Below are 12,786 nucleotides of genomic sequence, written 5' to 3' on the forward strand. Positions count from 1 at the left end.
TGCCAAAAGGGCGCCATTCGGGGGCAGCGGCAAGGCGCGCATTTCTGCCAAGCGGGGTTGAGTGGAACGGGGTGCGTCGCTACATCAATCTCATGAAAAACATGCGTTCCCATTTGCTGGCCCTTGGTCTGGTTGCCGCGCCCCTGACGGGGCAGGCGCATCCGCATATCTTCATCGACACGACCTTGCGCGCTGTGGTCAGCGCCGATGGCACCTTTGAAGGGGTCGAGGTCGAGTGGAGCTATGACGACTTTTATTCGCTGCTGATCTTCTCGGATATGGGGCTGGACGCGGATGGCGATGGCGAACTGACACCGGACGAGGTGGCCAAGCTGGAAGGGTTCGACCTGAAATGGGTCGAGGGGTACGAGGGCGATACTTATGTCACCAAGGGCGACGCACCGGTGGAACTGGGCCCGCCCCAGTCGCGCGGGCTGAGCGTGAAGGACGGGCGGATCACCTCACGGCATTTCCGCGCGGCGGATGCGCCGGCCGCGGGGCTTCAGATCAAGGCCTATGATCCAACATTCTACACGGCCTATGCGCTGGTCGGGCAGGTGGAGGTCGATGGCCCCTGCACAACGTCGATCGAGCCTGCGGATCTGGACGCGGCCTATTCCTATGTCGAGGAGTTGCTGTACGCGACGCCGGAATCACAGGCGCAGGATGAATTTCCCGAAGTGGGTGACCGCTTTGCCGATACGGTAATGCTGTCATGCCAGCTTTGAGGATTGGCGTTCTCGTCGCGGCGGCGGCGGTGCTTGTGTGGCTGTTCGGGTTCGGCGGCATGTCCGACGTGTCTGTCTGGGCTGCGGCGCAGCAACGCGAGGCGCAGAATGCGCTGGCCCAAGGGCTGCGCGCCGTGCGCGCGGGCGAGGCGGGCGCGTGGGCGACCCTGCTGGGACTTTGCGCCGCGTATGGCTTTTTCCACGCGGCGGGGCCGGGACATGGCAAGCTGGTGATCGGCGGCTATGGCGTGGCGGCACGGGTCACCGCGCTGCGCCTGTCGGGTCTCGCATTGGCGTCGTCGCTGGCACAGGCCTTGGCGGCGGTGGTGCTGGTCAGTGCAGGCGCGTTCCTGTTCGACCTCAGCCGAGAGCAGATGACCGACACCGCAGACCGGATGTTGGCCCCTGCGAGCTACCTTGCCATCGCGGGCGTCGGCGTCTGGCTACTGGTGCGCGGGTTGCGGCGCACGTGGTCTGCTGCGGCCCATCCGGTGGATGAGCATGGGCATTGTTCCACCTGCGGGCACGCGCACGGGCCAACGGTTGATCAGGCCGCGTCGGTTTCCTCGTGGCGCGATGCGGCGGCGATTATCCTGTCGGTTGCCATACGGCCCTGTACGGGCGCGGTGTTCCTGCTGATCCTGTGTTTCGCCCTTGGCATTCCGTTCGCGGGCATCGCGGGGGCTTTTGTCATGGGGCTGGGCACGGCGAGTGTCACCATACTGGTCGCCTTGGCCGTCGTGGGCACGCGCCAGTCCGTCTTGTCGGGCTTAAGCGGCGCAGGCGCAGTGCGCGCCATGGCGTTGATCGAGGTGGTCGCAGGCGCGCTGGTGGCACTGGTCGCGGTGGCGCTGGCCCTGCCGCTGCTTTAACGCGCTACTACCGCGCAAGGTGGTGCGGGGCAGGGTGCGACAGAAGGTCTTTCCAACCCGCGCCCTCAGGCGTAAGGGACTGATATGTCCACACCACCTATGCCATATCCCGCCCATGCCCGCGCGACGCTTGTTCTGGGTCTGCCTCTTATTGGCGGGCACCTTGGGTCTGTTGCGATTGGTGTCACCGACACGGTGATGCTGGGCCGCTACGGGGTCGAGGAACTGGCCGCCATGACCGTGGCTGGCTCGTTCTTTTTCGTGCTGTTCCTGATGGGATCGGGCTTTGCCTGGGCGGTGATGCCCATGGTCGCGTCGTACCACGCCGAAGGGGACGAAATCGCCCTGCGCCGCGCCACCCGTATGGGGCTATGGCTAAGCCTTGGTTTTGGCATTCTTGCGATGCCGCTGATGATCTGGTCGGAAGCGATCTTGCTGGCGCTTGGGCAAAGCGAACAGGTCGCGCGCGACGGTGCCGCCTATTTGCAGATTGCGGGCTGGGGAATTCTGCCTGCGCTGATCGTCATGACCTTCAAAAGCTATCTCGCCGCGCTGGAGCGCACGCAGGTGGTGCTGTGGATCACGCTGGCAGCGGCGCTGGTGAACGGGCTGGCCAACTATGCGTTTATCTTCGGCAACTGGGGCGCGCCCGAAATGGGGATCGCGGGGGCGGCTGTCGCCTCGGTGTCTACGCATGTCGTCATGCTTGTGGGCAGCGTCGCCTATGCGCTGATCGTGCTGCCCGAACATGCCATTCTGGTGCGCCTCTGGCGTCCCGATTTCGAAATGATGGGGCGGGTGTTCCGCCTTGGCTGGCCCATTGGCCTGACCACGCTCAGCGAGGTGGGGCTGTTTGCCGCCACGGCGGTGATGATGGGCTGGCTTGGCACGGTGCCGCTGGCGGCGCACGGGATCGCGATCCAACTCGCCTCGATCACGTTCATGGTGCATCTGGGGCTGGGCAATGTGGCGACGATCCGTGCGGGCAATGCCTATGGGCGGCGCGATCTGGTCAACATGCGGCTTGGCGCGCACACCGTGCTGGTGATGAGCCTGCTGATGGCCCTTGCGACCATCGTGCTGTTCGTCACGGTGCCCGAAACGCTGATCTGGGTCTTTATGGATTCCGCACAAGAGGCGAGCGACGATGTGGTCGCCATCGGTGTTGTGCTGCTGGCCCTTGCCGCGCTGTTCCAGCTTGTGGACGGGGCGCAGGTTGTGGCGCTTGGGCTGCTGCGCGGGCTTCAGGATGCGCGGATGCCGATGGTGCTGGCGGGCGTGTCCTATTGGGGCATCGGGATACCGGTGTCCTATGTTCTCGGCTTTGTTTTTGGCTGGGGCGGGGTTGGCGTGTGGCTGGGCCTTGTGGTCGGTCTGGCCGTGGCGAGCGTACTGTTGATGCACAGGTTCTGGCGCGTGTGCCTGCCACGTCTTGAAAAGCGGGCCGAGGCCAACGGGCACGCTGTGTAAGGCCCCTTGCGGGGCCGCAAATGCGCCCCGCCCGCCGTCCCTTGCATGCGGAATGCGCGCTTATTTCTTGCCCAGAATGCGGTCGGCCTTTTTGCGCACCAGAACCGAACGCAGATCATGCATGGCCAGCAGCAACGCATCCGTCACAAGGTCAAGCTGTTCATCCGTGGCGCGCGATTGCGCCCACTGCGTGGTGAGGTTGAGGTAGTCCACCGCACGGTGGATGTCGTCGATGTCGCGATGCGCCAGCACCTCGGCGCGTTCTTCCATCCATGCGCGGATCCGGTTCAGGTCCGCCTCGCTCAGGGCGCGATCGCCATGGGGTTTGATCTCTCCGTTGCGGATGTTGACCATGGCGATCTGGTCCATCTCGATCCGGCGCTGGCGGTTTTCCGTGTCCACGCGGAACACAGCGGCCCCGTTTTCGCGCACACGAAAATAATATTCGGGCAGTTCGGTGCTCATCTTGTTTCCGTTATGTGAGGTTGGCGCAGAAGGTCTGGATACGCGTGCACGCCTCTTTTAGCGCCGCATCCGAGGTCGCATAGCTGACGCGGAAGTTCGGCGAGACGCCAAAGGCCGCGCCAAAGACGACCGCAACGCCGGTTTCCTCAAGCAGGGCGGTGGCAAAGACCTCATCATCGGTGATCTTGGTGCCTGCCGCGCTGGTCTTGCCGATCAGGCCCTTAATCGACGGATAGACATAGAACGCGCCTTCGGGGACGGGGCATTCCATGCCGTCAATCGCGTTCAGCATCTCGACCACCAGATTGCGGCGGCGCACGAACATCTCGTTATTGGGGGCAAGGAAATCCTGCGGCCCGTTCAGCGCCTCTACCGCTGCCCACTGGCTGATCGAACAGGGGTTCGAGGTGGATTGCGACTGGACCTTGCGGATGGCGCGGATCAGCGGCTCCGGGCCTGCGGCATAGCCGATGCGCCAGCCGGTCATCGCATAGGCCTTGCTGACGCCGTTCACGGTCAGGGTGCGGTCATACAGCTTGGGTTCAACCTCGGCAGGGGTGCAGAATTTGAACCCGTCATAGGCAAGGTGTTCGTACATATCATCCGACATCACCCAGACATGTGGATGGCGCACCAGCACGTCGGTCAGGGCCTTCAACTCGTCACGGCTGTAACCGGCGCCGGTTGGGTTGGAAGGAGAGTTAAAGATCAGCCACTTAGTCTTGGGGGTGATCGCGGCCTCAAGCTGTTCGGGTGTCATCTTGAAGGCGGTTTCAATACCGCATGCGACCGTAACCGGCGTGCCACCGGATAGCAGCACCATGTCGGGATAGCTGACCCAATAGGGCGCGGGCACGATCACCTCGTCACCGGGGTTCAGGGTGGCCATGAAGGCGTTGTAAAGCACCTGCTTGCCGCCCGTTCCGACAGTGACCTGCGCGGTGGTGTAATCAAGGCTGTTGTCGCGCTTGAACTTGTCCACGATGGCCTGTTTCAGTTCCGGAATGCCGTCGACGGCGGTATATTTCGTTTTGCCCAAAGCGATGGCAACAACGGCGGCATCCTTGATTGTCTGCGGCGTGTCAAAGTCCGGCTCGCCCGCGCCAAGGCCGATCACATCGCGCCCTGCGGCCTTCAATTCGGCCGCTTTTGTGGTTACAGCGATGGTCGGGGACGGTTTGACGCGGTCAAGCGTCGCGGAAAGGAATGTCATCTTGGCCATGGCCTCGCTAAAAGGGGTTCGCGATCTGTCATAGGCGTCACGCCCTTCGCGGGCAAGTATTTGACGCTTCAACCATGAAAAGCAGTCAGGAGACCGACAATGGACGACACCCAAGACTGGTACGGCGCAGATGCAGCCACCTTTGGCGACCGCGTTGCTGCCGCCCGTGAAGCCGCAGGAATGACGCAAAAACAGCTCGCTAAACGGCTGGGCGTGCGGGTTGCGACGCTGCGCGCATGGGAAAACGACCTGAGCGAGCCGCGCGCCAACCGCCTGTCGATGATGGCCGGATTGCTGAACGTTTCGATGATGTGGTTGATCAACGGCGAAGGCGAGGGGCTGAGCGTGCCCATCGACACCACACCTTTGACAGACGAAACCCGTGCAATCCTGACCGAATTGCGCGATCTGCGCGGGGATCTTCTGGCGCGGGCCGAACAGGTGGCGCGTCTTGAGAAACGGATGCGCGCAACGCTGGAAGGGCCTGCCGATGAGTGAGGAGTTGCGCGAGCACCGTCTGAAACGCCTGCAAATGCGGTCCATGCGGCGCGGGATCAAGGAGATGGATTTGATCCTGACCGCCTATGCGGGGCAGAACCTGTCGGCCATGGATGGCGGTCAACTGGATACCTATGACGCGCTGCTGAATGAGAACGATCAGGACCTGATCCGCTGGGTGACGGGGCAGGAAGCCGCACCAGCGGCATTTTCCGATTTGATTTCAGATATTTCCAAGACGTTTCAGGGCAAGAAGCCCAGCGATTTTGGCGCTTAACCTAATATTTCCGAATCAACCGCATCTTGTGTCGGCGAACGTAATGAGCCGGAGAGAGCGGATGAGCATACAGGATCCAATCGGCCAGCCGTCCGGCTTGGCGAACAAAACCCGTAATGATGCCAGCTTTATGCTGGGTTATCTTGAGGCTTTGTCGCTGGTCGAACGGTTGCACCGGTTGCTGCTGGATGTGATCAAGGATGAATTCGAACGCGTTGGCGTGCTCGAGATTAACGCGGTGCAGGCATTGCTGCTGTTCAATATCGGCGACAACGAGGTGACGGCGGGCGAGTTGAAAAGCCGTGGGTATTATCAGGGTTCGAATGTCAGCTATAACCTGAAAAAGCTGGTCGAAATGGGCTATATGCACCACCAGCGCTGCGAGATCGACCGCCGGTCGGTCCGCGTCAAACTGACCGAACAGGGGCGGCATATCCGCGACGTGGTGGCCGAACTGTTCCTGCGCCATGCGGACGGATTGCAGGCCAAAGGGGTGCTTGGCCCCGAAGGCATCGTCGAGATTACCGCATCGCTGAAACGGATGGAGCGGTACTGGAGCGACCAGATCAGGTATATTTACTAAGGCAGGCGGTCAGGGCGACACGCGGTGCGATCCCGTGCGGTCCTGTACATCTCCAAGGATCAGAGTTTCCAACTCCCGCTCCAGTTTGCGTTCCATCGCGGCGGCGTAATCGCCAAAGCCAATCGCGGTCTCCACAAAGCTGTTTTGCCCCACGATGACATTGGCCTGATAGTAGGCGGCGATGGCGGGAATTTCGGGCTGGGCTTGTTCGCCTTGGCCCTGCGTGTCCGACCCGATCACCAGCGCGTTGATGGTGATGCCGGTGGGTTCGATTTCGGGCTTCACATCGACAGGGCGGGGGCCAAGGTTCGATTTACCGTCGCCCGACAGATCCAGCGTCAGCTTCCAACAGTCTGAGCGTTCTTTCAGATGGGCGACCCCTGTGCGCATGGCCAGCCCAAGCGCCGTACCGGGGGTGGATTGCCGCCGCTCGACCCCGCGCAATTGCGCGATGATCGCATCCAGAACCAGCGGGCCGGTAACGGCCGTCCATGGCAAGATCACAGTGGGGTCTTCCGGTCCGCTCCACTCGTAAACCAGCAGATGCACCGGCGTGTCGGGCATGATCATCAGGGCCTGACGCACCTTGCCACTGTCCAGCGCTGCGGCGAGGCCATCCATCTGCAACCGGTATTCGCGCGCATCCACCGACCCCGAAACATCAAGACCAAGGGCCAGCGCCTGACGGCAGGCCGCGTGGGACAGGCCGGCATGCAGGCCCAGCCCGAGGGTCAGCAGTATCGCCCCCAGCCGCCTCATCCGGCGGATCGCGGCATGGGCCGCGCCCCCAGAACGGGCGGGGTCAGTTCCCGTTCCAGCTTGCGCTGCATGGCGCGTTCGTAATCCTCGAACCCTTGCGCCACTTCCATAAAGGCACCTGGCCCCCACAGCACCTGATCGCGGTAGAATTCAATCAGTTGCGTTTCCGAGGCGAACTCGGCCGCATTCACGACCAACCCGTTCACGGTCACATCGGCAAAGTCGAACTCGCGATAGGCAAGGCGGGGGCCGAACCCTTCGTTGTTCTGCCCGTCTCCGGCCATGTCGAGTGTGCGGTGCAGGCAGTCGGGCGCGCGGGCCAGCATGTCCGCGCCAAAGCCCAAAGCATAGCCCATGGCGGTGGGGAATTCGTTATGGCTGCGCTTGCTTGCCGCGATCACCTCGGCAGCAGAGAGGAGCGCCGCAGGGCTGTCGATCAGGATCCAGTCCAGAATGATCTGCTGGTTATAGCGCCCCGACCATTCATATGCCGCGAGCGCAACGGGCGCATCCGTGGCAAAAAACGCCGCCTGAACCGACGGCGCTGTGAGGGCGGACACAAGCCCGCCCCGTTGCAGTTGGTCTTCTGTCGCATCCACCGAAGAGGACACATCCAGCGCCAGTAACAGCGCCAGACGGCATGCGGAGGCCGGAGAGGCCACCGCACAGAGCGTCAGAAGGGCCGCGAGCCTTACCAATGACCTGTGTTTTCCATGCTGGCCCAAGGCTCGGCAGGGGCGAGGCTGTCACCGGCCTGCAAAAGCTCGATCGAGACATTGTCGGGCGAGCGGACAAAGGCCATGTGGCCGTCGCGCGGGGGGCGGTTGATGGTAACGCCGTTGTCCATCAGGTGCTGGCACGTCTCGTAAATGTTGTCGACGCTATAGGCCAGATGGCCGAAATGGCGGCTGTCATCCGGCAGACCTTCGTCGCCGTCCCAGTTATAGGTCAGTTCGACAGGGCATTCCGGCTGTCCGGGAGGGGCGAGGAAAATCAGGGAAAACCGGCCCTGTTCGCTGTCCATGCGGCGGGTCTCTTCCAGCCCGAGCAGCTTGTAGAACGCCATCGAGGCATCGAGGTCTTTGACCCGAACCATGGTGTGGAGGTATTTGAGAGGCATGGCGTGACTTCCTTTTTGTTGCACTGTTCGGGGTGCAACCTATCACGCCGCGCGGGCAGGGCCAGAGCCGTCGCGATCTAAAATCCTTGATCTAGAATTTGGACTGGATGCCAAGGCTGATCGTCGTTTCGCTGATATCAAAGCGGTTAACGTTGGAAGACCGTTGCCCGCTGCGCAGCTGGACCGTCGGGGCGAAACCGGCAAAGTCGTAATCGGCAAAGAACAGGGACACATCGCCGTAAACGGACATGTCCTGCCGCCCGCCTGCAACCGGATTGACCAGCAGATAGGTGTCATAGTCGGTATAGCCCACGGTCAACCCAGTGGTGATATGGGCGGGGCCAAGCTTCTTGCCGAACGCATAGCTCGCTCGCAGGCTGGCGGTTTGGTAGTCCGCATTGATGAACGCGCCCGACACGGTCTGCATCGTGACGCCCAGATTGATGCGGTCGCCGCGCTGCAACTTGTGCCCGATCTGCGCGCCAAGGGTCACAACATCGGTGTCGCGGATGTTGGACTGGGTCGACATGCGCCGTTCTACACCGGCGTTCAGGGTCAGTTGCGTTGCAGGGGCGATACGCATGCCACGCGCCACGTTCATCTTGGCAAAGTCATAGCTCGCCTCGCCGCCCGACCAACTGGCCCCGACCGCCCCGCCGAGGGACAGGGAGTTGCCTTGCGCGCCCAAAGCAAACTGGTGGCGCAGGCCGACCTCGGCATAGGTCGAGGCAAAGTCGCTGTTGCGTAGGCCGGGCGCGATGGCACGGGCAGAGGAAGACAGCGCGACGCGCCGCGTATAAAGCCGCGCATGGGCCTGCGTGTGGGACGTGGCGGTCTGGTTCAGGCGATAGCGCGCCTGGATGTCAAAGGTGCCAACCGTGCCAGACAGCGCCCGCGACCCACCCCGATAAAAGCCGAGGGTCGGCACGCCATTGATTACCTCAAGCACGTTATCGGTGCCGTTGTTCACATTGTCGGACGGCGCAAGCGAGGCGTTGATGTTGAACCGCAGCGGATTGGCGGCGCGCACCCGTGCGTAATCGCGCGACAGAAGCTTTTCCTGTTGTTCCGTATCCGCATGGGTCGCGGCAAGGCGCAGCCATGCTTGGGAACGGGTAGGGCGCTCTTGCTGGAAGGCGATGCTGGCAGCGGTACGGGCGGCGCCGAATTTCTGCGGCGGGGATTTGGCGTATTTATAGGACAGGCGCGCCGCCGCACGGGCAAGGCGGGGATCGTTCATGCGGCTGTGCGCAGCGGCCAGCACCCCATAGGCAAAGGGGTCGGTTTCGTCGGCGTCCAGCAGGCCCATGGCCAACTGACGCGCGAGTTCGAATTCACCCGCATAAAGCGCGCGCCGCGCCACCCCGCGTGCCTCGTCCAGCGTCAGGGTCGCTGTCGGGACATCCGGTTGGTCCTGCGGTGTCGCCATTGTCGCAGACAGGGCCAGCGCAGCAGCCAGAAGCGCGCGTTTCATCGGCTTAGGGTTGGGGTTGGGTTGCGTTGGTACAGATCGGATCGGTATTTCCGGCCACGCACAGGTCCAGCACGAAGACGCCGTATTCGATCTCGTTCTCGATACGGTCATCAAATTCGGACAGCGTGGTGCCGCCCGCCATTGCGCTGCCATCCGGTCCGCCGATGACACCTGCGAAATCGCCGATGTCCTGTCCGACATTGCCAGCCACTTCGAGGTCGCCCGAGAACGTGCCGTCATTGGTCAACTCGCCCGCGATCAGAATGATGTCGGGCAGGTCCAGGAACCCTTCATCCGGCAGGCTGGAACTGGCCAGAGAGCCGTCGGGATTGGCCGAGAACACGCCCGTACGGTTATAAATCTGTCCCTCGACCGACATATCGTTCAAATCGACGTTCACAAACATCAGCCCGCGCACATAGGCGGTCTGTGTTGGTAAATCGACATCGGGATCAAGGCCGGGTTGTGGGGTCAGAATGTCGGTCGCCGGTCCGGGCAGGTTCAGACCGCCTGCGTAGTTGCCGTAATAGGTAACGTCAAAACGGCTGTCAGGCGAGGTTGGGGCAGTATAGGTACCGGTGCGTTCGAAAAAGGATCCGCCGAAAAAGCGGTTGAACTGGCTGCCGGTCATCACAACGCCGCCCTGAATGCCCTCGCGGCTGGCGACAAATGCGGTGGCGTGTCGGCCCAGCGGGTCATTCTGGCCAGTAAAGGTCGTGTAACCGGGGGCAAAAGTGTTCGCGATGGGCCGATAGGCGTTCACCAGCGGCACGCCGTCCTGCGTCAGACCCTCGACCGTCAGCGTGTTGCTGTCGGCGTCAAAGCTGATCCGGTCGATATCGTTAAGGATGCTTTCGGGCACATTGGTGTCTTCTGTGCCGCCCCCTGTGGTGGTGTCCCCGTCCGTGACCGGAGTTGTGAATGGATTCCCATCCCCACACGCCACAAGCCCAAGGGCGAGCGCGCATACTGCTGCTGTCCGTTTCATGCCTGAAAAACCTTTTGCGGTTTATTTTTACTGCCTCGTTGCAGCCAAAACTCTGCCTACGGGGGCCAAAAGTCAACGAAATCCTTGGGATAGTGTGACGATGCATGCGGCGCGTTGCACAAAGCCAACCCCTATATTGCGGTTCACGGATCACGATCCACAAGATAAAGTCAGGGCTTGATAGATTCTGTGGATAAAGGACGCCGCTATGCCGCTTGAGCCCGAACAGCTTGCCGAAATCGAAAACCTGCGGGCGACCCCTCAGCCGACGCTGCGTGCCACGGTTCCGGCGATGGAAGCGCATCTGTATCATGCGCGCCCCGTTCTGGATCACGGGTTCGTGCGGGTCATCGACTATATGGGCGACGATTCCGCGATCTGTCAGGCGGCGCGGGTCAGCTATGGCAAGGGCACCAAGTCGGTGCAGAACGATGCGGGTTTGATCCGCTATCTGATGCGGCACTGGCATTCGACCCCGTTCGAGATGTGCGAGATCAAGCTGCACGTGAAGCTGCCGGTGTTTGTGGCGCGCCAGTGGATCCGTCACCGCACCGCCAATGTGAACGAATATTCGGCGCGCTATTCGATCCTTGATCGCGAGTTCTATATCCCGCAGCCTGATGCGCTGAACGCGCAGTCGGTGGTGAACAACCAAGGGCGCGGCGCGGTTCTGGAAGGGGCCGAGGCGGAGCGCGTTCTCGAGATCCTCAAGACCGATGCCAACCGTGCCTATGACAACTATGAATCGATGATCTCGGACGAGGGGCAGCAGGGGCTGGCGCGGGAGCTGGCGCGTATGAACCTGCCCACCAACATCTATACCCAGTGGTACTGGAAGGTCGATCTGCACAACCTGTTCCACTTCCTGCGCCTGCGGGCCGATGCCCATGCGCAGTACGAAATCCGCGTCTATGCGGATGCGATTGCCGAGATGGTCAAGGATTGGGTGCCCGCCGCCTATGGCGCCTTCGAGGATTACCGCATGGGCGGCGCGACCCTGTCCGCCACGGCGCTAGAGTGCATCCAGCGCATGTTGAAGGGCGAGGATGTAACGCAAGAATCTTCGGGGATGAGCAAGGGCGAATGGCGCGAGTTCATGGGCACATTGGGCCGCACCGCTTGAGCATCAAAAAAGGCACGGGGGCCATATGCCGCCGTGCCTGCGATTGCTTAGGGAGTGTTTAAGAGAAAACAGATCGCGCGCGCCGAAGGGTACGCGCGATTTTCTTATTCCAGTTCCTGCGCGGCCAAAGCGCGGTGGATTTCACGGCGCACCAGTTTGCGGACATTGCGCGTGATGCGTTCGCCCAAGGCACCCTGTAGCTCTTCGCGCACGATATCGCTGACCAGTTCGCGCAGGGCTTCTTCGTCCAGCACATCCTCGTCCGTTGCGAAAATCTGGGGCTTTTGCGCAGTGCGCTCGTCATCGTCGGTGTTCGCGTCGGCATAGGCGCTGTATTCCGGCGCGTCGTCGGCGTCTTCCCATTCCATCGCGGGGGCGCGGGTACCGGCATAGGGATCCTCGCCCGCGTCATCGGGTTCGAAGTTGTCGCGCCGTTTACCAACCAGCGTTTCCAGCGTCGCGATCTTCTCGCTCAGGCTGAGGGTCGGGAGGATACGTTCGTCACTTCCGGGCATGGGCGGTTCGGGCGCGTATTCAGCCGCTGGCGCATCCTGCTCGGTGTCTTCGTCATCTTCGGGGGCAGGGGAGTCCTGCGCCTCGGCGAACTCAAAGGTCTGCGCCTCGTCATTCAGAACCTCTGCAAGGCTTTCGCGTACAGCGTCGCTGGGCTCGGGATGCAGAACGAGGACGGAGGCAGAGCTGTCTTCCTCTTCCGCGTCATCGAATGGTGCCTCGTCGTGGTCGTCGGATTCGTCTTCGGCCTCGATGTCATCCGCTTCTGCGTCGTCATCCTCGGCTTCCGCTTCGACCTCATCGCTGTCGACCTGTGGCGCTTCGGTGGGCTTTTTCGAAAAAGCGACGGTGGCAAAGGCGGTCAGGGAATCGGCACCTTCGGCGTCATCCCCGTCATCAAACGCATCTGCTTCAAAATCGTCGTCAGCAGCCTCGGCTTCTACCTCAGCCTCGGGCGCTTCCTCCTCGACCTTCACCTCATCGGCTTTCACAGCCTCATCATCCACCCGCAGGGCAGGGGTCAGCACCAAACGGTCGCTTTTCGGCTTGGCCGCTGCCGCAGGCACCGCGCGCGTGTCATCAGAGACAAGGCGACGGATCGACGCGAGAACGTCCTCCACCTCGGTGTTGGTCATCGGATCAGACATAAACTTTTACCACTCTCAGCCTCACCACATAGTCTACCCCGCTGCGC

Annotated in this window: 15 protein-coding genes; 7 read left to right on the forward strand and 8 right to left on the reverse strand. The window is 61.9% G+C overall.

Features of this window, described 5'->3' with window-relative positions; translation table 11 throughout:
• The first annotated feature begins 101 nt into the window (after positions 1-101).
• From AC6GQJ_RS17015 to AC6GQJ_RS17025, 3 genes are all read left to right on the forward strand, one after another.
• A complete protein-coding gene (locus tag AC6GQJ_RS17015) occupies positions 102-728 on the forward strand; it encodes a DUF1007 family protein (RefSeq protein ID WP_500770420.1) in 627 nt (208 codons plus the stop codon).
• The gene (locus AC6GQJ_RS17020) at positions 716-1,600 is read left to right on the forward strand and encodes a nickel/cobalt transporter (RefSeq protein ID WP_500770422.1); all 885 of its coding nucleotides are present in this window, start codon (positions 716-718) and stop codon (positions 1,598-1,600) included. The genes AC6GQJ_RS17015 and AC6GQJ_RS17020 overlap by 13 nt, the downstream gene beginning before the upstream one ends.
• An 84-nt stretch (positions 1,601-1,684) precedes the next feature.
• Positions 1,685-3,070, forward strand: coding sequence for an MATE family efflux transporter (locus AC6GQJ_RS17025; protein ID WP_500770424.1), 1,386 nt, complete (start codon positions 1,685-1,687; stop codon positions 3,068-3,070).
• A gap of 60 nt (positions 3,071-3,130) precedes the next feature.
• On the opposite strand, the gene AC6GQJ_RS17030 is transcribed toward AC6GQJ_RS17025, so the two are convergent.
• Positions 3,131-3,535, reverse strand: a complete 405-nt coding sequence (locus AC6GQJ_RS17030; RefSeq protein WP_500770426.1) for a hypothetical protein — start codon at positions 3,533-3,535, stop codon at positions 3,131-3,133.
• Positions 3,536-3,545: 10 nt separating this feature from the next.
• On the reverse strand, positions 3,546-4,748 hold the full coding sequence (locus AC6GQJ_RS17035) for a pyridoxal phosphate-dependent aminotransferase (RefSeq protein ID WP_500770428.1): 1,203 nt from the start codon (positions 4,746-4,748) through the stop codon (positions 3,546-3,548).
• A gap of 108 nt (positions 4,749-4,856) precedes the next feature.
• Here AC6GQJ_RS17035 and AC6GQJ_RS17040 point away from each other — a divergent pair, with 108 nt between their 5' ends.
• The 3 genes from AC6GQJ_RS17040 to AC6GQJ_RS17050 all read left to right on the forward strand — a co-directional run bounded on the left by AC6GQJ_RS17040 (position 4,857) and on the right by AC6GQJ_RS17050 (position 6,115).
• Positions 4,857-5,255 carry a helix-turn-helix domain-containing protein gene (locus AC6GQJ_RS17040; protein ID WP_500770430.1) on the forward strand — a complete coding sequence of 133 codons (399 nt, stop codon included), beginning with the start codon at positions 4,857-4,859 and terminating at the stop codon, positions 5,253-5,255.
• A complete protein-coding gene (locus tag AC6GQJ_RS17045; RefSeq protein WP_500770432.1) occupies positions 5,248-5,532 on the forward strand; it encodes a succinate dehydrogenase assembly factor 2 in 285 nt (94 codons plus the stop codon). Before AC6GQJ_RS17040 ends, AC6GQJ_RS17045 begins: the two co-directional genes overlap by 8 nt.
• Positions 5,533-5,593: 61 nt before the next feature.
• A complete protein-coding gene (locus AC6GQJ_RS17050; RefSeq protein WP_500770434.1) occupies positions 5,594-6,115 on the forward strand; it encodes a MarR family winged helix-turn-helix transcriptional regulator in 522 nt (173 codons plus the stop codon).
• A gap of 9 nt (positions 6,116-6,124) precedes the next feature.
• Here the strand turns inward: AC6GQJ_RS17050 and AC6GQJ_RS17055 are convergent, their stop codons facing one another.
• The 5 genes from AC6GQJ_RS17055 to AC6GQJ_RS17075 all read right to left on the reverse strand — a co-directional run bounded on the left by AC6GQJ_RS17055 (position 6,125) and on the right by AC6GQJ_RS17075 (position 10,456).
• Positions 6,125-6,874, reverse strand: a complete 750-nt coding sequence (locus AC6GQJ_RS17055) for a DUF1194 domain-containing protein (RefSeq protein WP_500770436.1) — start codon at positions 6,872-6,874, stop codon at positions 6,125-6,127.
• Positions 6,871-7,572, reverse strand: coding sequence for a DUF1194 domain-containing protein (locus AC6GQJ_RS17060; protein ID WP_500770438.1), 702 nt, complete (start codon positions 7,570-7,572; stop codon positions 6,871-6,873). The genes AC6GQJ_RS17055 and AC6GQJ_RS17060 overlap by 4 nt, the downstream gene beginning before the upstream one ends.
• The gene (locus tag AC6GQJ_RS17065) at positions 7,566-7,994 is read right to left on the reverse strand and encodes a VOC family protein (protein ID WP_500770440.1); all 429 of its coding nucleotides are present in this window, start codon (positions 7,992-7,994) and stop codon (positions 7,566-7,568) included. Before AC6GQJ_RS17065 ends, AC6GQJ_RS17060 begins: the two co-directional genes overlap by 7 nt.
• A gap of 91 nt (positions 7,995-8,085) precedes the next feature.
• On the reverse strand, positions 8,086-9,468 hold the full coding sequence (locus tag AC6GQJ_RS17070; protein WP_500770442.1) for a tetratricopeptide repeat protein: 1,383 nt from the start codon (positions 9,466-9,468) through the stop codon (positions 8,086-8,088).
• A 4-nt stretch (positions 9,469-9,472) separates the two neighbouring features.
• A complete protein-coding gene (locus tag AC6GQJ_RS17075) occupies positions 9,473-10,456 on the reverse strand; it encodes a hypothetical protein (RefSeq protein WP_500770444.1) in 984 nt (327 codons plus the stop codon).
• 208 nt (positions 10,457-10,664) lie between these two features.
• Here AC6GQJ_RS17075 and thyX point away from each other — a divergent pair, with 208 nt between their 5' ends.
• Positions 10,665-11,579, forward strand: a complete 915-nt coding sequence (gene thyX, locus AC6GQJ_RS17080) for an FAD-dependent thymidylate synthase (protein WP_500770446.1) — start codon at positions 10,665-10,667, stop codon at positions 11,577-11,579.
• Positions 11,580-11,683: 104 nt separating this feature from the next.
• Here the strand turns inward: thyX and AC6GQJ_RS17085 are convergent, their stop codons facing one another.
• Positions 11,684-12,739, reverse strand: coding sequence for a hypothetical protein (locus tag AC6GQJ_RS17085; RefSeq protein ID WP_500770448.1), 1,056 nt, complete (start codon positions 12,737-12,739; stop codon positions 11,684-11,686).
• Positions 12,740-12,786 lie beyond the last annotated feature (47 nt).

The organism is Tateyamaria sp. 7Alg 36 (assembly GCF_059882455.1).